Raw genomic sequence first — 18,614 nt, forward strand, 5'->3', positions numbered from 1 at the left:
GACCCTACCGGTCGCGCCCCGCGAGCGCGTCCCTGATCGCGACCGCGATGTCGCGGTCGGTGACCTCGTAGCCGCCCACGCCGTCGGACGCCGAGCCCATGCGCACGCCGCCCTCGGCGACGACCGTGCGCTTGGCGGAGAAGTGGAGCGCGTCGATGCCGGTCTCGGCGAGCACGGGGGCACTCGCGACGTCGACGCCGCTGCCGGCCATGACCTCGATCGCGCCCTCGGCCGCGGCGACCAGGGCGCGCAGCGTGTCGATGCCGTCGATCGCGGCGGACGCTCCGCCCGAGGTGAGCACGCGGCGCAGCCCGAGCTCGCGCGCGCTGCGGAGCGTGGCGACCGGGTCGGCGGTCACGTCGATGGCGCGGTGCAGCGTGACGGGTGCTCCCCCGGCGGCGTCGCGGAGACGGGCGACGGCGTCGCGGTCGAGGCGGCCGGCGGCGTCGAGCACGCCGATCACGACGCCCGCGGCCCCCGCGGCGATCGCGTGGCGCACGTCGCGCTCGGCGACCGCGAGCTCGTCGGCGTCGTAGTGGAAGTCGCCGGCGCGCGGACGGATCAGCACGTGCACCTCCGGCCCGTCCGCGGCGGCGGCGAGCGCGAGCTCCACGGTCCCGGGCGAGGGGGTGAGGCCGCCGAGCGCGAGGGCCGTGGCGAGCTCGACACGGGCGGCGCCGATCTCTGCGGCGATGCGCACTCCGGCGGGGTCCTGGACGGCGAGTTCGAGAGCGAGGGTACGGGTCACCCGTCCATTCTGCCGGGTGGATGCGCGACGGCCCGCCCACGACGCCCGAATATTAGATAGACTAACTAAGTATGTCTGCGCCCGATGATCTCCTCGCCCTCACCGCCACAGACCTGCGCCTGGCCACGTTCCGGCTCGCCCGCCGCCTCCGCTGCGCCCGCGCCGCCGACACCATGAGCGACACCCAGCTCGCCGTGCTCGCCGATCTGCGCATGAACGGCCGGCGCACGATCTCCACCCTCGCCGAGCGCGAGCGCGTGACCGCCCCCTCCATGACCAGCATCGTCAACGGGCTCGAGGAGCAGGGCTACGTCGCCCGCACGCCCGACGAGGACGACCGCCGGCGCGTGCAGGTCGACATCACGCCCGCCGGCGCCGAGATCGTGGTCGAGACCATCCGCCGCCGCGACGAGCTGCTGGCCGACATGCTCCGCGAGGTCGACTACACCGAGGCCGAGCTCGCGATCCTGCGCGATGCGAGCGCCCTGATGCGGAGGGTGGTCGAACGATGAGCGCCATGTTCCGCTCGTTCGCGAACATCAACTACCGCATCTGGTTCGCGGGCGCCCTGGTCTCCAACGTCGGCGGCTGGATGCAGGCCACCGCGCAGGACTGGGTCGTGCTGACCGAGCTCACCGACAACGACGCGACCGCGATGGGCATCACGATGGCCCTCCAGTTCGGGCCGCCCCTCGTGCTCGTGAGCCTCACCGGCTGGGTGGCCGACCGCTTCGACCGCCGCCGCATCCTGCTCGCCACGCAGGGCTCGCTGCTCGCGCTGGCGATCGCCGTCGGCTCGCTGCTGCTGGCCGGCGTCATGACGCTGCCGATGATGTTCGCCTTCGCGCTCGGCTTCGGCATCGTCAACGCGTTCGACGCCCCGGCCCGCCAGGCCTTCGTGTCCGACATGGTCTCCGCCGCCGACACCTCGAACGCGGTCGCCCTCAACTCCGCCTCGTTCAACCTCGCCCGCATGGTGGGCCCGGCCGTGGGCGGCCTCCTCATCGTCGCGATCGGCTCCGGGTGGGTGTTCATCGCCAACGCCGCCACCTTCCTCGCGATGATCCTGGCCCTGCTGCTGATGCGCGCGAACCTGCTCGCCCCGCGGCCCAAGCACCGCAACCGGGGCGGGCTGGCCGAGGGCTTCCGCTACGTGTGGGCGCGCAGCGACCTCAAGGTCGTGTTCGTGACGGTGTTCCTGATCGGCGCGTTCGGCATGAACTTCCCGATCTTCGCCTCCACCATGGCCCTCGAGTTCGGTGCGGGAGCCGACGGCTACGGGGTGCTCAGCTCGGTGCTCGCGATCGGCTCGCTGATCGGCGCGCTGCTCGCCGCCCGCCGCGACACCGCGCGCGTGCGGGTCGTGATCCTCGCCGCGGGCGGGTTCGGCATCGCCGCGTTCGTGTCGGCCGCCATGCCGAGCTACCTCGCCTATGCCGTGACCCTCACCTTCACGGGCTTCATGATCGTGACGCTGCTGACCACGGCGAACGGGTACGTGCAGATCACGACCGACCCGGCGCTGCGCGGACGCGTGCTGGCGCTGTACATGGCCGTGATCATGGGTTCGACCCCGGTCGGCGCGCCGATCGCCGGGTGGGTCGCCGACACGTTCGGCCCCCGCGCCGCGATCATGCTGGGCGGCACGGCGGGCTTCGTCGCGTGCGCCATCGGCGTGCTGTGGGTGCTCACCTCCGGGCGCCTGCACCGGCACGAGACCAGCCGCTTCCTGCTCACCCTCGACGAGACGCGGCCGCTGCGGGTCGTGCAGCCCGTCGAACCGGTCGACTTCACCGAGAAGGCGACCGTGACCACGCCGATCCGCACGGTGCGCCGCGACGACGGCGAGTGACGACCGCGGCGTTTTGTCAACGCCCTCCGCGTCATCCGCCCCACGCCGTACGGTCGGGCCATGGACGACAACATGAGCACCCCCCACCCCCAGGACCCGGCCGAGGGCGCGCCCGACGTCGACGTGCCCCAGGAGGACGGCCAGGGCGACGGCACCGGCGGCGCGATCCAGGGCGACAGCTCCCGCGGCGAGTCGACCGGCGGCGCGATCCAGGGCAGCTCCGGCCCCGGTCACGCCCCGCTCGGCGGCTCGGAGAACACGGAGGACGGCCTCGACGCGGACAACCCCGCCGAGGAGGACACCCTGAAGACGCTCGACCCGGACAACCCGCCGGCCTGAGCGCTCCCGCACACGGAACCGCGGACGGGACGACCGGAGACCGGTGCCCGCCCGCGGATCCTTCGCGTGCGTGTGAGGCGCTCAGCCCGCCAGCACGAGCTTGAGCTGCTCGACCGCCCAGTCGAGCTCGGTCGCGCGGATCACGAGCGGCGGGGCGATGCGGATGGTCTGGCCGTGCGTGTCCTTCACGAGCACACCCCGCTCGGACAGCTTCTCCGCGACCGCGCGGCCCGTCCCGATCGCCGGGTCGATGTCGACGCCGGCCCACAGCCCCGCGATGCGCACCGCAGTCACGCCGTGGCCGATGAGCGGCTGCAGCGCGGCCTCCAGGTGCGCACCCAGAGCCCGTGCGCGCTCCTGGAACTCGCCCGTCTGCATCATCTCCACCACGCGCAGCCCGACCGCCGCCGCGAGCGGGTTGCCGCCGAACGTCGATCCGTGCTCGCCCGGGCGGATCACGCCCAGCACGTCGCGGTCGCCCACCACGGCCGACACCGGGAGGATGCCGCCGCCGAGCGCCTTGCCGAGCAGGTACAGGTCGGGCACGACGCCCTCGCGGTCGCACGCGAACGTCTCGCCCACGCGGCCCAGTCCCGCCTGGATCTCGTCGGCGATGAACAGCACGTTCTTCGCGTCGCAGATCTCGCGGATGCGGCGCAGGTAGCCCTCCGGCGGGATCACGACCCCGGCCTCGCCCTGGATCGGCTCGACCAGCACGGCCGCGGTGTTCTCCGTGATCGCGGCCTCGATGGCGTCGGCGTCGGCGAACGGCACCCGGTCGAAGCCCGGCGTGTAGGGGCCGAAGTCGTCGTGCGCGGTCTCGTCGTCGCTGAAGCTCACGATGGTGGTCGTGCGCCCGTGGAAGTTGCCGTTGGCCACCACGATGCGCGCCTCACCCTCGGGGATGCCCTTCACGCGGTAGCCCCACGCGCGGGCGACCTTGATGCCGGTCTCCACGGCCTCGGCGCCGGTGTTCATCGGGAGCACGAGCTCCTTGCCGCACAGCTCGGCGAGCGCCGCGGCGAAGGGCTCGAGCGTGTCGCTCTGGAACGCCCGGCTCACCAGGGTCACGCGGCCGAGCTGCTCCGTGAGGGCGGCGACCAGGGCGGGGTGGCGGTGACCGAAGTTCACGGCCGAGTAGGCGGCGAGCAGGTCGAGGTAGCGCTTGCCCTCCACGTCGGTGACCCACGCGCCCTCGCCCCGCGCGATCATGACCGGCAGCGGGTGGTAGTTGTGCGCGACGTGCGGCTCCGCGTGCGCCGTGACCTCAGCGGCCGCCGCGGTCACCGGCTCGACCGCGGTCACTTCGCACCGCGCAGTTCGAGCGTGCAGCACTTGATGCCGCCGCCGCCGAGCAGCAGCTCGGACAGGTCGACCGTGATCGGGTTGTAGCCGCGCTCGCGCAGCTGCTGCTCGAAGCCCTTCGCGCGCGGGGAGATGATCACGTTGTAGCCGTCGCTGGACGAGTTGAGGCCGAACACCGCGCCGTCCTCGTCGGACACCAGGATCGCGTCCGGGAAGCGCCGCTCGAGCTCGGCCCGGCTGGCGTCGTCGAAGGCACCGGGCAGGTAGGCGATGTTGGCGCGCTCCGGGCCGCCGTTCTCCACACCCTGCACCGGGTCGAGCACCGCGATGGCGGTGTCGAGGTGGTAGAAGCGCGGGTCGACGAGGTTGAGCGACACGACCTCGCGGCCGAACACCTCACCCACCTCGCGGTGGCTGTCGCCTGTGGAGCGGAAACCGGTGCCGGCGAGAATCACGTCACCCACCAGCAGGAAGTCGCCCTCACCCTCGTTGACCTCTTCGGGCAGCACCGTGTCGTAGCCGTTGGCGCGGAACCAGTCGGCGAACGCCGGGGCCTCGCCCTGACGCTCGACGAAGCGGAACTCGGGCACGTACGCGCGGCCGTCGATCAGGAAGCCGCCGTTGGCCGTGTAGACCATGTCGGGGTATCCGGCGAGCGGCTCGATCAGCTCGACCTCGTGGCCCAGCTCGACGTACAGGTCGTACAGCTTCTGCCACTGCTCGACCGCACGGGCCGTGTCGGTCGGCTTGGCCGGCTCCATCCACGGGTTGATCGAGTAGTTCACCGTGAAGTGCTCTGGACGGCACATCAGGTAGTGGCGGCGGTGCGCGGTGCGCGCAGGGGCGGTGGTGACGGCGGTCTCCGGCGTCGACATGGATGCTCCTCGTGTGAACGGGCGCGGCGGACGCTGTCCAGGGGCCCGGCGGTCCTTCGACCCGTCGCTCGCGCGGGAGCGGGTGCGGGGAAGATGCGACTCGGGCACGCCGGTGACCATTGTGCCACCCGCGCCTGACCGCCCGCCAGATCCCGCGCCGCCGCGCTCAGGTGCCGCGCACGACCAGCTTTCCGACCACGTGCCCCTCCTGCAGCCGGGCGAGCGCGGCCCCGGCCCCGGCGAAGTCGTAGGTCTCGGCGATCACCGGCACGAGGCTGCCATCCGCCACGAGCTCGAGCAGCCGGGCGAGCACCTCGGGCCGGGGCGTCGCCGCGAGCGGGCGGATGCGCCGCGACCCGAGCGACAGCACGACCGCCCTCAGCATGCGCGGGATCGGACCCAGCACGGGCCCGCCGTCGCCGGTGACCAGCACCACGCGGCCGCCGGGCACCACCAGTCGCTGCAGCTGCCGCAGCGGGATGCCGCCCGCGACGTCGATGATCGCGTCGAAGTGCCCCGCGGGCAGCTCGCGCAGGGGCGTGACCCGGTGGTCGAACGTGCGCACGGCCCCGAGGCGTTCGATCAGCGGCTGGTTGCGGTCGCGGCACGACGCCCACACCTCGGCCCCGCGCAGCGCGGCGAGCTGCACCGCGAACGTGCCGACCCCGCCCGACGCCCCGATCACCAGCACCCGCGGGGTGCCGCCGTGCAGTCCGACCCCGCCGAGGTCGAGCGCCTGCCACGCCGTGCCCCCGGCGACCGGGAGCGTGGCGGCGACCTCGGGCTCCACGCCCGGCGGCAGCGGCACGAGCCGGGCGGCCGGCACCCGCACGTACTCCGCGAGACCTCCGCCGCCCACGAGCTCGCCGACCACGTGCTCGTCGAGCTCGGCGCCCACCACGTCGGGCCCGACACCCACGACCGTGCCGACGACCTCCATGCCGCGCACGGGATGCTTCGGCCGGGTGAGCCCGAACGCCGGTCGCACGAGCAGCGGATCGCCGAGCAGCAGCCGCACGTCGCCCGCATTGAGCGCGGTGGCCCGCACGCGGAGCAGCACCTCGCCGTGGTGCGGCTGCGGCAGGGGGAGGCGTTCGAGCGCGACTCCGTCGGCGGGGCCGTAGGTCTCGCGACGCCAGGCAGCCATGCGGGCGGTCATGCGGAACCTCCGGGGGCGCTCGGATAGGAGAACAGCTCGTCGAGCCCGACGCCGAAGGCGCGAGCGATCTGGAACGCGAGCTCGAGCGTGGGCGAGTATTTCTGCTGCTCGATCGCGATGAGCGTCTGGCGCGTCACACCGACGGTCTTGGCGAGCTCGGCCTGGGTGAGCCCTGCCCGCTCGCGGTGGGCGCGGATGCTGTTGGAGACGAGGGTGGGCTTGACCATCACACGAGCCCCCGCCGGTAGGCGATCACCCGGGCGATGCCGCCGACCACCGCGGCCACGAAGAACCCGAGGAACATCGTGTTCGCGATCCAGAAGACGTCGGCTCCGATCCCGCACAGCACGATCACGCCGAGTCCGGCGATCGCCACGAACGCCTGCTCCACGCGGGCGCCCATGCGGCCGATGTCGCGGTCGCGGATGTCGGAGCGGCCGACGCCGTCGGGGTCGCGCATCCCAGCCAGGATGCCCCAGGCGACGCTGAGCAGGATGGTGCCGACGATGCCGCCGCCGATGCTCCAGAGCATGAGCGGGAACCAGTCGACCGCGGTGAGCGGCCCGCCCGCCGCCTGCTGCAGCACGAGCACCACGTAGGCGACGAGCACGATCGGGCTGATGATGAGCCCCGCCCAGACATTGCGTTCCTCGTAGACCATGACGCCCTCCGAATGTAAAGGATTCTTGACATGAGGCTACGCCCGGCGGGTGCTCGTGTCAAGAATCTTTTACACACCCGGCGGTGCCGGATCGAAGACGCGCCGGACACGCCCGCGGAACGCACCTTTTCGACCCCGCGCCGGTGGGCGCGGCGGGCGGGGGCGGGGTCAGATGACGGGAGCACTCCAGGGGTCGAGGTTGCCGTAGCGGTGCGCCGTGATGGAGATCGACTGCTCGTGCACGAACGGGAGCAGCTCGATGCGGGCGGCCGCGGTCACCTCCGCGTCGTACACCGCCAGGTCGGGGTCGCCCGCGGTCGCCGCCGCCAGCGACGCCCGCAGCGTCGCGACCGCCTCCCGGCCGCCCACCAGACGCACCCGGTCGTACCGCGCGCCCGCGCTCGCGCCCTCCGCCGGCTCCTCCTCCGCGGGCAGCAGGCGCTGCATCCACTCCTCGTCCGACTCCAGGAAGACCACCGCGTCGAGGTCGCCCAGCGCGTGCCGCACCCCGGCCGGGAGCCCCACCGGGGTGGAGAGCACGAAGCCCGCCCCCGCGCGGACCCCCGCGATCACGACCCGCAGCACGTCCTGCAGGCGTGCGTCCTCGGTCGCCCTGATCTCCACGTGCCCCGGGCGGTAGCGGAACAGGTTGCGCTCCACCTCCAGCCGCGACACGTCGCGCACCCGCCCGAACTCGCGGTCCCAGGCCAGGGCATCCGACAGGGCCGCGCGCCGCAGCCACTCGAAGGCCTCGTACGCCAGCGACGGCTGCGCCGACTCGATGAGCGCCGTGATGCGCGAGTCGAGTCCCCGCAGGTGCAGGGTGCTCGATGCCGCGCCCCCGGGCTGCGAGCGCCACGTGCCGAGGCCGATCAGGTGGTTCGGGCCGCCCGGCTTCGCACCGGGGCCGACCGACGACCGCTTCCAGCCGCCGAAGGGCTGCCGCTGCACGATCGCCCCCGTGGTGCCGCGGTTGACGTAGAGGTTGCCCGCCTGCACCCGGTCGAGCCAGAGCGACAGGTCGTCGGGGTCCTGCGTGTGGAGCCCGGCCGTGAGGCCGTACGCGACCGCGTTCTGCAGCTCGATCGCGCGCGCGAGCGTGGGCGCGTGCATGATGCCGAGCACCGGGCCGAAGAACTCCTCGAGGTGGAAGCGCGACCCCGGCTGCACGCCCACGCGCACGCCGGGCCGCCACAGTCGTCCGCTCTCGTCGCCGTCCACGGGGGCGGGCTCGATCAGCCACCGCTCGTCGCCCTCCAGCTCGGTGAGCGCCCAGGCGAGCTTGCCCTGCGGCTGCTCGATCACGGGGCCCACCTCGGCCGACGGATCCGCCGGCCAGCCCACGCGCAGGGAGCGGACCGCGTCGGCGAGCTGCCGGGCGAAGCGCTGCGAACGGCCGACCGGGCCGACGAGGATCGCGAGGGAGGCGGCGGAGCACTTCTGCCCCGCATGCCCGAAGGCGCTCTTGACCAGGTCGGCGACGGCCAGGTCGAGGTCGGCGGACGGCGTGATGATCATGGCGTTCTTGCCGCTGGTCTCGGCGAGCAGCGGCAGGTCGGGGCGCCACGAGCGGAACAGCGCCGCCGTCTCCCACGAGCCGGTGAGGATCACGCGGTCCACGGCCTCGTCGGTGATCAGCGCCCGTCCGAGCTCGCCCTCCTCGATGTCGACCAGGGCGAGCACCTCGCGCGGCACGCCGCCCTCCCACAGGGCCTCGGCGAGCGCGGCGGCGCAGCGTCGCGCCTGCGGGGCGGGCTTGAGCACGACGCCCGAGCCGGCGGCGAGCGCGGCGAGCACTCCTCCGGCCGGGATCGCCAGCGGGAAGTTCCAGGGCGGCGCGACCACGGTCACGCGCGCCGGCTCGAACACCGCACCGGAGATCGCGTCGAGCTCGCGGCACGTGGAGGCGTAGTAGCGGGCGAAGTCGACGGCCTCGCTGACCTCCACGTCGGCCTCGGCGAACACCTTTCCGGTCTCCGCCGCGGCCACCTCGATCAGCTCCCCGCGCCGACCGTCGAGCGCGGCGGCGGCCCGCAGCAGCACCTCCGCGCGCTCCGCCGCCGGACGCGAGCCCCACGACGCGGCCGCGGCGCGCACGCCCCGCACGAGGCGCCCGAGCTCGTCGGCGTCGTCCACGCGGGCGGCGGCGAGCACGGCCTCCCCCACGGTCGAGTCGGCCAGGCGACCGCGGATCCCGTCGGCCCATTCCCGGTTGGCGGGCAGCGCGAGGTCGGTGTCCTGCGCGTTGGCGAAGCCCGGAGCGCCGCCCGTGTCCTCACCGCGCTCGCGGGCCGCGTACACCGCCGTCTCCAGGAAGGCCCCGGTGTCCGCGCCGTCGGTGCCGCGGGCGATGCCCAGCACCGCCTGCGTCAGGTCGGCCTCGGGGATCGGGGCCGCGGCGGTCGGGCGGACCGACTCGTGCACGGGTGCGAGCCGGTCCTGCGTGCGGCGCGGTCCGCGGAGCAGGGTCGCGTCCGTGGAGCGGTCGAGGGCGTCGAGGAACCGGTCGCGCTCCCGGGCGAACAGCCCCTCGTCCTCGTGTAGCCGGAAGGCCGCGGACAGGAAGTTGTCGGACGACGCGTTCTCCTCCAGCCGCCGCACCAGGTAGCTGATGGCCACGTCGAACTCGGCCGGGGCGACCACGGGCACGTACAGGAGCACCGCCCCGACCTCGCGCGACACGGCCCGCACCTGGCCCTGCGCCATCCCGAGCAGCATCTCGAACTCGATCGCGTCGCGCACGCCGCGCTCGCCCGCGAGCAGCCAGGCGTAGGCGATGCCGAACAGGTTGTGCCCGGCGATCCCCAGCTTCACGGCGGAGGTGTGCGCGGGCGTGAGCGCCCAGTCCAGGCAGCGGAGGTAGTTCGCGTCGGTGTCGAGCTTGGTGTCGTAGGTCGCGGGGGTCCAGCCGTGCAGCCGCGCCTCGACGTGCTCCATGGCGAGGTTCGCGCCCTTCACGAGCCGCACCTTGATGCGGGCACCCCCGTGGGCCACGCGGTCCTGCGCCCACGCGGTCAGCTCCTGCAGCGCGGGCAGCGCGTCGGGCAGGTAGGCCTGCAGCACGATGCCGGCCTCCAGCCGCGCCAGCCGCGGATCCTCCAGCAGCCGCGTGAACACCGCGATCGTGAGGTCGAGGTCGCGGTACTCCTCCATGTCGAGGTTGATGAAGGTGCCGTCGTCCGCCGCGGTCAGGTACAGCGGCAGCAGACGCTGCACCACGCGGTCGACGACGGCGTCGAACCCCCACATCGAGATGCGGCTCATGATGGCCGACACCTTGACCGACACGTAGTCCACGTCGGCGCGGCGGATGAGCTCGTGGATGCCGTCGAGCCGGCGCTGCGCCTCGGCCTCGCCCAGCACCGCCTCGCCCAGCAGATTGAGGTTGAGCCGCGAACCCGAGGCACGCAGCCGCTCGATCGCGGGGCCGAGCTTGGCGGGACGCGCGTCGACCACGAGGTGCCCGACCATGTCGCGCAGCGCCCGCCGCGCGATCGGCACGACCGGGGTCGGCAGCACGGGCGCGACACCCCCGCCCAGACGCACGGCCGAGCGCAGGTACCAGGGCAGGAACTCGGGCACGATCGGCGCGATGCGGTGCAGGCGGGCGGCGGCCGCGGTCAGGCTCTCCGGGCGCATCACCCCGTCGACGAAGCCGAGCGTGAAGGGCAGGCCGTTCGCGTCGCGCAGCACCCCGGCCAGGCGTGCGGCCGCGGGGTCGACGTCGGCCGCCGCGGCCTCGATCACCCAGCGGCGCGCGAGGTCGATCGCACGGTCGGAGAGGGGGGCGGACGACGCGGCATCCGGCGGGAGCTCGGCCATGATCCTCAGCCTATGACCGGGCCCCTGTTTCGGCGGGAGCCCGGGCCGCACGACCTCGCCCCTATGCTGTTGCCGTGACCACGACACCGCCGGAGGGGACGGCGCCGCAGGGCCGCAGCGACGCGTCCGCCGCCCGGGCCAGGGTGCTGGGGTGGGCGCGGCGCAGCATCGACCTGATCCCGACCCCGTGGCTGCTCACCGGCGCGGGGGCGCTGCTCCTCGCCGGCACCGCGGTGTTCGGCGGGCTGGAGGCGGCCGCGGTCGACCCGATCCCCGAGGTCGCGGTGGGTGAGACGTACGCGGGGTCCGACCTGGAGCTGACGGTCGTGGCGGTGGAGCTGCGCGACGACCGCGGGCAGACGTGGGTGTTCCCCGAGGAGGAGAAGGGCGAGCGCGTGCTGGTGGTCACGGTCGACGCGGTGAACACCTTCCACGCCCCGCGCGGCTCGACCTCGGGCGTCCCCGAGTCGGCGGTGGTCGACGGCATCCGCATCGAGGGCCTCGACGAGAAGGGGCAGGTGTCGCGGGCCGACGACGGACGCGGGGCCCCGACGCTGCAGCCCGACGTCCCCGCACGACTGCTGCTCGCCTGGCTCGTGGGGCCGGACGACTACCGGGAGGGCGAGGAGCTCACGCTCACCCTGCCGGACTCCACGCACGCGGTCGGCTCGCGGGTGATCCGCGGGGACTACTGGACCGACGTGCGGGTCGGCGCGACCCTCACGGCGCGGATCGGGGAGGAGACGGCACCGTGAAGAAGCACGTCCTCGTGTGGCTGCTCACCGCGGCGCTGCTCGCCGGCGCGTGGGTGGTGTCGAAGGTCACGCTTCCGGACGACGCCGCGACGGCCGCGTTCCCCCGGGTCACGCGGATCGGCGAGGAGGCCGCCGTGCGCAACCTCGTCGTGACGATCACCGACGTGCGCCTGGCCGACCGGGTCGAAGACGCGGACGGCTGGTCGGCCGACGGCACCTGGCTGGTGGTCGACCTGGAGGCCGCGTCCGCCGTGACGCAGGACCTCAGCACCCTCTCGCTCGCGCAGCTCACCATCGGCGACCGCACGTTCAGCGCCACCGATCGCGGGACGACGTTCGCGCAGCAGCGGCTGGTGACCGGCGTCCCCCGCGCGGGGAGTCTGGCGTTCGAGCTGCCAGACGACGTCACGGACGACCGCGCCACCCTGCGCCTCGGGGTCGCGGGCGCCGGCATCGGCGAGGTCCTGCTCGACGGGGTCGTCGACCTGCCGCTCGACCTCGCCGACCTCCCGGTCGAGGCCGCCATCCTCCTCGACGAGAACGGGTGGGCCCGCGGATGACGATCCCGCCTCCGCCGCTCCCGCCCGCGCCCACGGTCGAGCCCGCACCGGTGCCGCGTCGGCCGTCGTGGTGGCGTCGCAACGCCGTCGCGCTCGTCGCCCTCGCGGTGCTCGCCCCGGTCACCGCTGCGGCCGTCGGCTGGCAGGAGTGGTATCAGTACTTCGGGTTCGGGGCCAGGGCGGTCACCGCGATCACGGTCGACGAAGACGCCTCGGCCGACCTCGCCGGAGCCGAGTGGGGTCCGGTGCGCGGGGGCGAGATCGACGACGTGAGCGGCCTCGACGTCCCCGACGGCACGCGGCTGATCGCCGTGGCGGTGCCGGTCGACGCGAGCACCGCGGGCATCGGCTGCGAGACCCCGAAGCTGGTGGAGCGGGCGACGGGCCGCGAGTGGCGCCCCGTGCGTCTGGAGATCGGGCTGCTGTCCGACCCGGACGAGCCGGAGACGTGCCTGAGCGCAGAGGCCGGGGAGTACGAGCTGGTCGTGCCGTTCGTGGTGCCGGACGACGCGGAGGGCCCGTTCTGGGTGGACGTGCGACCCTACGACGCGGGCGGCTCGTTCCTCAGGTTCGCGTTCGAACTCTGACCCCCCACGGCATCGCGCGGCGGGGCGGCGACGACGGCCGCGGCGACCGCGTCGACCGAGGAGGGCAGCAGCCCCGCGGCATCGGCGACGGCGCGCATCTCCGCCTCGGCCGCGGAACCGGTGGTGGTGTCGGAGCGCTCCTGCTGCTTGCGTCGCAGTCGCCCGAGCGTGGCGTCGTACGCGCCGCTGATCACGGCGATGCGCACGGGCTCGATCAGCAGCATCGGGACGAGGGACACGAGGGGCGTCGCGACCGCCCAGAAGACGAAGTCGTGCGGACCGATCAGGCGGGTGAGACCGAAGGCCAGGTACGACTCGAGCGCCTTCACCACCACGTACAGCAGGGCGTAGGACGCGACCAGGAGCGGGCCGGCCCGCCACATCAGCAGCAGCGCGCGACCGATCGGGCGGAACCGGGCGCCGAGTTCGTCGCCGAGGTCTCTGAGCCGGCGCACGAGCGGGTTGGGGATGGCCTCGGCGTGCTGACGGAACCGCGACAGGAACCGGCTCTCGACGCGCAGCTTCTCGGCCACGATCGCCTGCCCGAACACGACGCCGGCGATCGTGAGCCACGCCAGCGGCGCCAGCAGCACCGGACCGGCCTCCGACAGCACCCAGCCGACCCCGTCCCACAGCCACCGCAGCGGCGCGACCGCGTCCAGCAGTCCCTCGCGCACGTCTTCCAGGACCGCCATCGCGGCTCGGCTGTCGACCCAGGCCTTGATCGCGTCGAACACGTCGCCGAGCACCATGACCGAGAAGAACACCCAGACGACCTCGAAGTACACCGCCACGGGCGAGAGCCAGGCGGCGAGTTTCGGCGACCACTTCGACCACGCCCATCGCCCGGCGAACGCGACGACGATGATCGCGATCGTCCAGACGTTGAGGGGCAGGTTGAGCACCGTGTCCTCGGAGCCGACGGCCGGTTCGCCGTTGACGCTCGCCGTCCAGATGATCCCGGAGCGCACCTCGAGGGCACGGGCCGAGTAGGTGCGCACGTCCTCGCCGAGCAGGCCCTGCGCCCAGTACACGGCGAAGAAGGGGAGGATCCCGGCGAGCAGCGCGGTGAGGAACGTCCGGCGCCGGTCGGCGGCGGACTCCGGGAGCGGGGCGACCTCCTGCAGGTTGCGCAGCCCGTCGCGCAGCACCAGGAACATGGCCACCAGGCTGACGAGCCGGGCGAGGATCGCGATGGGCAGCACCAAGAAGCCCAGCGTGGCCGAGGTGGCACCCACGAAACCGGCGATCTCGGTGATCACGTAGTGCACGAGGACCCCGGCCAGGTACCACGCCATGAGCGCGGGCCAGTGCCGCAGCAGCACGCGCCCGGCGGTCGTCAGGATGGCCAGCACAGCGTCAATATATCGGCAGTGCGCCCGCCGCGCGCCTGATCAGTTCCAGACGCTGGGGGCGGGCGTGCGCACGGGCGGGAGGGCGGACGCCGCCGCCCAGTCGTGCACCCAGGCGTCGATCTCCGGCACGCCCTCCGGCTTGCCGACCGCGGCGAACAGCTCCTCGTTGCTCACGGTGCCGCCCGTGCGCCGCAGCACGCGCGCCCGCACGATGGCCCTGGCGTACACCTCGCCGTCGACCACGGCCCGGTGCTCCAGGAACAGCGCCCTGTCGTCGTGGCCGATGAACCGCGACTGCACCTCGAAGCGCTGCCACAGCTGCAGCGACTTGCGGAACGTGATGGTCTCGCTCGAGACGACCGCGTACCAGCCGCGCTGCTTCATCACGTCGAACAGCCCGGTGCGGATCAGGTGATCCCAGCGGCCGAGGTCGAACAGCGACAGATAGCGGCCGTTGTTCATGTGCCGGAGGATGTCGAGGTCGGTGGGGAGGGTCGTGACGGTGACGCTGCTCACCGCGGTCGGGTCGAGGGTCTTCCCCTGCCGCACGCGACGCCGCGCGCCGAGGATCACGAGGAGGGTCCGCCAGATCACGTTCACGAGGGACGATCGTAGCCAGCGGCGCACGAACCGTGAATATCGTTGTGCGGTTCCTCCAGGCCGTTCACCCGCGCGTCACCCCGCTCCGCGCCGATTTCGAGTTTTCACGGGCCGCGCGTAGAGTCACCGCATGAGCGCCGAAGCCCAGCCCGAAGTCATCGTCCGTCCGGTCCGTGATGTGGATGCCGAAGCCCTCGGTCGCGTGCACGCGCAGTGCTGGCACGAGACCTACGATCACCTGATCAGCAAGGCCGCGCTGGAGAAGGTCTCGCCCCGCCGCATGGCCGAGCTGTGGACGCACTGGGCCGCCCAGGGCCCCGACTTCAAGATGAACGCGGCCCTCGTCGACGGCGAGATCGTCGGCTTCGTCGGCTCCGGCCCCGCCCGCGACAAGGACGCCCCCGCCTTCCGGGAGCTCTACTTCATCTACCTGCTCGACGCGTACCACTCCACCGGCATCGGCCAGAAGCTGTTCGACGCCGCAGTCGAGAAGGACGAGCCGCTCTACCTGTGGGTCGCGGAGGACAACCCCCGTGCGCACCGCTTCTACACGCGCAACGGCTTCCACCTCGACGGCGCCTCGCACACCGAGCCCTTCCTCGGCGAGACGCTCACCGAGGTCCGCTTCGTCCGTCCCTGACGCGTTTCGACCGGGAGAACCCTCGTGACGGCGGCGATCCTGGTCGGACTCACGGGCGGGATCGCCGCGGGGAAGAGCACGGTCGCGCGCGCCCTGGCCGCGCACGGTGCCCGCATCGTGGACGGTGACGCGGCCGCCCGTGCCATCGTCGATCCCGGCACCACGGACGGCGCGGCGCTGCTCGACCGGATCACGGCGCTGCTCGGGGCCGAGGTCCGCACGGCGGACGGGTCTCTCGACCGGGCGGCGGTCGCGGCACGCGTGTTCGACGATCCCGCCCTCCTCTCCCGCTACAACGCCCTGCTGCGCCCGGCTCTGCTGGCCGAGGTGGCTGCGCGCATCGCCGAGGCCCGCCGCGAACCGGGTGTCGTGGTGCACGAGATCCCGCTGCTCAGCCGCACCACCGCCCCCCTGCCCTGGACGTACGACCGGGTCGTGACGGTCGAGGCCGCCGAGGCCATGCGCCTGCGCCGGTTGCGGGAGGAGCGGGGGCACGATGCGGCCGAGGCCGAGCGGCGGCTCCGCGCACAGGGCGCCGAGGCCGACCGGATCGCGATCGCCGACGAGGTGCTGCGCACGGACGGCACCCTCGCCGACACTCTCGCCGCGACGGCCGTGCTGTGGGAGCGGCTCAGCGCTGCGCGTCCGCCGCGGTGACGATCTCCGCCAGCGCGCGCTCGACATCGCCCCGGTCGTAGCCGAGCAGGGCGGTCTCCACGGGGTCCGGCTCGTACGCGATCACCGCGCCGCGGCCCTGCACGATGAAGCGGTCGGGCTGGAACGGATGCTCCTCGTCGCGCTCCTCGATCGTGTGCGCGCTGCCGGCGGCGTCGGCGAGCAGCTGGAAGTAGTCGCGATACGTGAGGTTCGCGTCGCCCACCAGGTAGGCCCGCCCGCCCTCGCCCGCATCGAGCGCGCCCTGCACGGCCTGCGAGAGCGAGCGCACCGACAGGTAGTTGGTGCCGCCCGGCGGGGCGAACAGCGCGGGTTCGTCGAGCTCGCCGCGCGTCCACGCGATCATGCGGGCGAACCGCCGCAGGCCGCGCTCATCGGCGCCGACGATCGACGGCGGGTTCAGGGTGATCGCCGCGAAACCGTCGTCGCTCAGGGCGCGGGTGCGCTCGTCGGCGTCGCGCCGCGCCGCCACGTAGGGGATCCGCTCCGCCCACTCCGGGTGCAGCTGGTGGTAGTAGCTGCCGATCTGCACGAACCGGCCGACGCCCGCGGTCTTCGCGAGCGCGGCGAAGCGCGGCACCCCGACGCTCTGCGTGCGCTCCCAGAACGCGTCGTCCTCCTGCGCGGCGGGCACGTGGCGGATGTCGTTGCCCGCCGCGAACACGACCGCGTCGAAACCGTCGAGCAGCGCGGCGGACCCGGCGTCGGTGTAGTCGCCCCGGAGGCGCGGCATCCCGGCGATGGCCCGGGGGTCGCGCTCGGACGGCTCGCGCCGCGCCATCACGGTCACCGCGTCACCGCGCGCGGCGAGGTCGGCGGCGACGTGACTGCCGATCATCCCGGTCGCGCCGACCACCAGCACCCGGCTCATGCGAACACCGCCCGGCCGTCGGAGATCACGGGCGTCCCGTCGCGCCGCAACTCGAAGTCGCCGCCGTGCCACGACTCGACCTCGAGCACATCGCCCGGGATGACCGGACCGCTGAACCGGCCCCGTAGCGAGCGGAGGTCGGCCGGATGCGCGCCCTGCTCGGAAGCGAGGACGAGGGTGGTGGCGGCGAGCGTGCACAGCCCCTGGAGGATCGGCACGGTCTGCCCGATCCGCGCGGACGCCGCGGGATCGATGTGGATGTGGTGGCGGTCGCCGGTCAGCCGGTACAGGGCGGCCTGCGTCGGGAACGTCGTCACGGCGGCCGTCGCACCCACCGGTCGCTCGTCGGTGGCAGCCCGCGCCGGGCCCCGTCCCCCACCGAACCCGCCCGCACCGGGCGCGAACAGTGACCAGGTCGCGGTGAACTCGGCGCACTCCACGATCACGTCGAACACGGCCGCGGAACCCTTGTCCCACACGTCGCCAACGCGGGCGGACAGCCGCAGCTCGCCCGAGCGCGGCAGCGGCCGGTGCACCTCCAGCGTCTGCGAGCCGTGCACGGCGCGGTCGTCGAACGCCCCCGCCTCGGCGAGCACGTCGGGCGCCCACTGCGCGAGCGTCAGCCCGAACGACGGGAGCACGCGCAGACGGTCCTCGAACACGAGATCGAGGTCGGTCGCGGCGGCCCCGACCGACAGCGCGTAGAGGATCGCGTCGCGCTCGTCGTAGCCGACTGTCCGCTCGCCGAGGTCGCGCCCGGCCCAGTCGCCCGCGCTCATGCGCCGTACACCGGCTCGGGGGCAGCAGCTTCGGCGACCAGGGCCCGCACCGCCTCGCCGACCTCGGCCGCGTCCCACCGCCGATCCCGGTCACGCCGGGGCCCGTGCCGCCATCCCTCTTCCAGGCAGAGGCGGCCGCCCTCGATCTCCAGCACGCGGCCGGTGACGTCGCAGTCCGCGCTGGCGAGCCAGGCGACCACGGGCGAGACGTTCGCCGGGTCCATGCGATCGAAGCCGTCCGCGGGCGCGGCCATCGCGTCGGCGAAGGGCCCCTCGGTCATGCGCGTGCGGGCGGATGGGGCGATCGCGTTGACGTGCACGCCGTACCGCTGCAGCTCGGCGGCGGCCACGAGGGTGAGGGAGGCGATGCCGCCCTTCGCGGCGGAGTAGGCCGCCTGCCCGATGCTGCCCTGGAGCCCGGCGCCGGACGAGGTGTTCACGACGCGGGCGACCGGCTGCCGCCCGGCCTTGGCCTCGGCACGCCAGTGCGCGCTCGCGTGGCGCAGCGGCGCGAAGTGCCCCTTGAGGTGCACGCGGATCACCGCGTCCCACTCGTCCTCGCCGGCGTTGACCAGCATGCGGTCGCGCACGAACCCGGCGTTGTTCACGAGGATGTCCAGTCGTCCGAACGCCGTGAGCGCCTGCTCGACGAGGGCCCCGGCCTGCGCGAAGTCGGCGATGTCGGCGCCGTTCGCGATCGCCTCTCCCCCGGCGGCCTCGATGAGCTCGACGACCTCCTGCGCCGGACCGACCGAGACGCCGTCACCGTCGAGGGTCGTGCCGAGGTCATTCACGACCACCTTCGCCCCCTGGCGCGCGAGCTCCAGCGCGTGCTCTCGGCCGAGGCCGCGACCAGCACCGGTGACGATGGCCACGCGGCCTTCGAGTATTCCTGCCATGGTCGACTCTCCTTCGAGCGGCGTCGGCGGACGCGGGTGGGATGCGCCCGAGCATACCAACCAAGCAATTGCTAGGGCAAATGCACGGTGAGGGTTCCGTCGATAACCAAGCAACTGCTAGGGTGCTTGAGC

Annotated in this window: 20 protein-coding genes; 8 read left to right on the top strand and 12 right to left on the bottom strand. The window is 73.4% G+C overall.

Going from position 1 to position 18,614, the window contains the following annotated elements; genetic code table 11:
• Positions 1-4 precede the first annotated feature (4 nt).
• On the bottom strand, positions 5-748 hold the full coding sequence (locus ACFWCH_RS02400; protein WP_378802837.1) for a copper homeostasis protein CutC: 744 nt from the start codon (positions 746-748) through the stop codon (positions 5-7).
• 71 nt (positions 749-819) lie between these two features.
• Between ACFWCH_RS02400 and ACFWCH_RS02405 the strand changes: the two genes are divergently transcribed.
• The 3 genes from ACFWCH_RS02405 to ACFWCH_RS02415 are packed head-to-tail and all read left to right on the top strand — an operon-like array spanning position 820 to position 2,939.
• The gene (locus ACFWCH_RS02405; RefSeq protein ID WP_136034152.1) at positions 820-1,260 is read left to right on the top strand and encodes a MarR family winged helix-turn-helix transcriptional regulator; all 441 of its coding nucleotides are present in this window, start codon (positions 820-822) and stop codon (positions 1,258-1,260) included.
• 5 nt (positions 1,261-1,265) lie between these two features.
• Entirely contained in the window at positions 1,266-2,600 is a 1,335-nt protein-coding gene (locus ACFWCH_RS02410) for an MFS transporter (RefSeq protein ID WP_136034163.1), read from the top strand.
• 60 nt (positions 2,601-2,660) lie between these two features.
• A complete protein-coding gene (locus tag ACFWCH_RS02415) occupies positions 2,661-2,939 on the top strand; it encodes a hypothetical protein (RefSeq protein WP_136034150.1) in 279 nt (92 codons plus the stop codon).
• An 81-nt stretch (positions 2,940-3,020) separates the two neighbouring features.
• On the opposite strand, the gene rocD is transcribed toward ACFWCH_RS02415, so the two are convergent.
• The 6 genes from rocD to ACFWCH_RS02445 all read right to left on the bottom strand — a co-directional run bounded on the left by rocD (position 3,021) and on the right by ACFWCH_RS02445 (position 10,761).
• A complete protein-coding gene (rocD, locus tag ACFWCH_RS02420) occupies positions 3,021-4,244 on the bottom strand; it encodes an ornithine--oxo-acid transaminase (RefSeq protein WP_378802838.1) in 1,224 nt (407 codons plus the stop codon).
• Positions 4,241-5,119 carry a dimethylargininase gene (gene ddaH / locus ACFWCH_RS02425; protein ID WP_136034148.1) on the bottom strand — a complete coding sequence of 293 codons (879 nt, stop codon included), beginning with the start codon at positions 5,117-5,119 and terminating at the stop codon, positions 4,241-4,243. Before ddaH ends, rocD begins: the two co-directional genes overlap by 4 nt.
• Positions 5,120-5,285: 166 nt before the next feature.
• A complete protein-coding gene (locus ACFWCH_RS02430; protein WP_206252632.1) occupies positions 5,286-6,278 on the bottom strand; it encodes an NAD(P)-dependent alcohol dehydrogenase in 993 nt (330 codons plus the stop codon).
• The gene (locus ACFWCH_RS02435; RefSeq protein ID WP_378802839.1) at positions 6,275-6,505 is read right to left on the bottom strand and encodes a helix-turn-helix transcriptional regulator; all 231 of its coding nucleotides are present in this window, start codon (positions 6,503-6,505) and stop codon (positions 6,275-6,277) included. The genes ACFWCH_RS02430 and ACFWCH_RS02435 overlap by 4 nt, the downstream gene beginning before the upstream one ends.
• Positions 6,505-6,939: a hypothetical protein gene (locus ACFWCH_RS02440; protein WP_136034142.1), complete on the bottom strand. Its 435-nt coding sequence runs from the start codon at positions 6,937-6,939 to the stop codon at positions 6,505-6,507. The genes ACFWCH_RS02435 and ACFWCH_RS02440 overlap by 1 nt, the downstream gene beginning before the upstream one ends.
• 168 nt (positions 6,940-7,107) lie before the next feature.
• Entirely contained in the window at positions 7,108-10,761 is a 3,654-nt protein-coding gene (locus ACFWCH_RS02445) for a proline dehydrogenase family protein (RefSeq protein ID WP_378802840.1), read from the bottom strand.
• Between the two features lie 74 nt (positions 10,762-10,835).
• Here ACFWCH_RS02445 and ACFWCH_RS02450 point away from each other — a divergent pair, with 74 nt between their 5' ends.
• Genes ACFWCH_RS02450 through ACFWCH_RS02460 form a run of 3 tightly spaced genes read left to right on the top strand, consistent with a single transcriptional unit; the run spans position 10,836 to position 12,663 of the window.
• A complete protein-coding gene (locus ACFWCH_RS02450) occupies positions 10,836-11,516 on the top strand; it encodes a hypothetical protein (protein ID WP_168442887.1) in 681 nt (226 codons plus the stop codon).
• Entirely contained in the window at positions 11,513-12,076 is a 564-nt protein-coding gene (locus ACFWCH_RS02455) for a DUF4352 domain-containing protein (protein ID WP_136034136.1), read from the top strand. The genes ACFWCH_RS02450 and ACFWCH_RS02455 overlap by 4 nt, the downstream gene beginning before the upstream one ends.
• On the top strand, positions 12,073-12,663 hold the full coding sequence (locus tag ACFWCH_RS02460; protein ID WP_136034134.1) for a hypothetical protein: 591 nt from the start codon (positions 12,073-12,075) through the stop codon (positions 12,661-12,663). Before ACFWCH_RS02455 ends, ACFWCH_RS02460 begins: the two co-directional genes overlap by 4 nt.
• Here ACFWCH_RS02460 and ACFWCH_RS02465 read toward each other — a convergent pair.
• The gene (locus ACFWCH_RS02465; protein WP_136034132.1) at positions 12,618-14,018 is read right to left on the bottom strand and encodes a hypothetical protein; all 1,401 of its coding nucleotides are present in this window, start codon (positions 14,016-14,018) and stop codon (positions 12,618-12,620) included. The two genes, ACFWCH_RS02460 and ACFWCH_RS02465, sit on opposite strands and share 46 nt — an antisense overlap.
• A 39-nt stretch (positions 14,019-14,057) precedes the next feature.
• Positions 14,058-14,618: an acyl-CoA thioesterase gene (locus ACFWCH_RS02470; RefSeq protein WP_136034130.1), complete on the bottom strand. Its 561-nt coding sequence runs from the start codon at positions 14,616-14,618 to the stop codon at positions 14,058-14,060.
• A gap of 130 nt (positions 14,619-14,748) precedes the next feature.
• Between ACFWCH_RS02470 and ACFWCH_RS02475 the strand changes: the two genes are divergently transcribed.
• Both ACFWCH_RS02475 and coaE read left to right on the top strand, forming a co-directional pair.
• Positions 14,749-15,258 carry a GNAT family N-acetyltransferase gene (locus ACFWCH_RS02475; protein WP_136034128.1) on the top strand — a complete coding sequence of 170 codons (510 nt, stop codon included), beginning with the start codon at positions 14,749-14,751 and terminating at the stop codon, positions 15,256-15,258.
• A gap of 24 nt (positions 15,259-15,282) precedes the next feature.
• Entirely contained in the window at positions 15,283-15,915 is a 633-nt protein-coding gene (gene coaE, locus ACFWCH_RS02480) for a dephospho-CoA kinase (protein WP_206252619.1), read from the top strand.
• Here coaE and ACFWCH_RS02485 read toward each other — a convergent pair.
• Genes ACFWCH_RS02485 through ACFWCH_RS02495 form a run of 3 tightly spaced genes read right to left on the bottom strand, consistent with a single transcriptional unit; the run spans position 15,890 to position 18,482 of the window.
• The gene (locus ACFWCH_RS02485) at positions 15,890-16,804 is read right to left on the bottom strand and encodes an NAD-dependent epimerase/dehydratase family protein (protein WP_378802841.1); all 915 of its coding nucleotides are present in this window, start codon (positions 16,802-16,804) and stop codon (positions 15,890-15,892) included. The genes coaE and ACFWCH_RS02485 overlap by 26 nt on opposite strands.
• Entirely contained in the window at positions 16,801-17,583 is a 783-nt protein-coding gene (locus ACFWCH_RS02490) for a MaoC/PaaZ C-terminal domain-containing protein (protein WP_136034123.1), read from the bottom strand. The genes ACFWCH_RS02485 and ACFWCH_RS02490 overlap by 4 nt, the downstream gene beginning before the upstream one ends.
• Positions 17,580-18,482 carry an SDR family oxidoreductase gene (locus ACFWCH_RS02495; protein ID WP_136034121.1) on the bottom strand — a complete coding sequence of 301 codons (903 nt, stop codon included), beginning with the start codon at positions 18,480-18,482 and terminating at the stop codon, positions 17,580-17,582. Before ACFWCH_RS02495 ends, ACFWCH_RS02490 begins: the two co-directional genes overlap by 4 nt.
• Between the last annotated feature and the right edge of the window lie 132 nt (positions 18,483-18,614).

The sequence above is a fragment of the Microbacterium sp. NPDC060132 genome, assembly GCF_042729675.1.
Taxonomy (GTDB): Bacteria; Actinomycetota; Actinomycetes; order Actinomycetales; family Microbacteriaceae; genus Microbacterium; species Microbacterium sufflavum.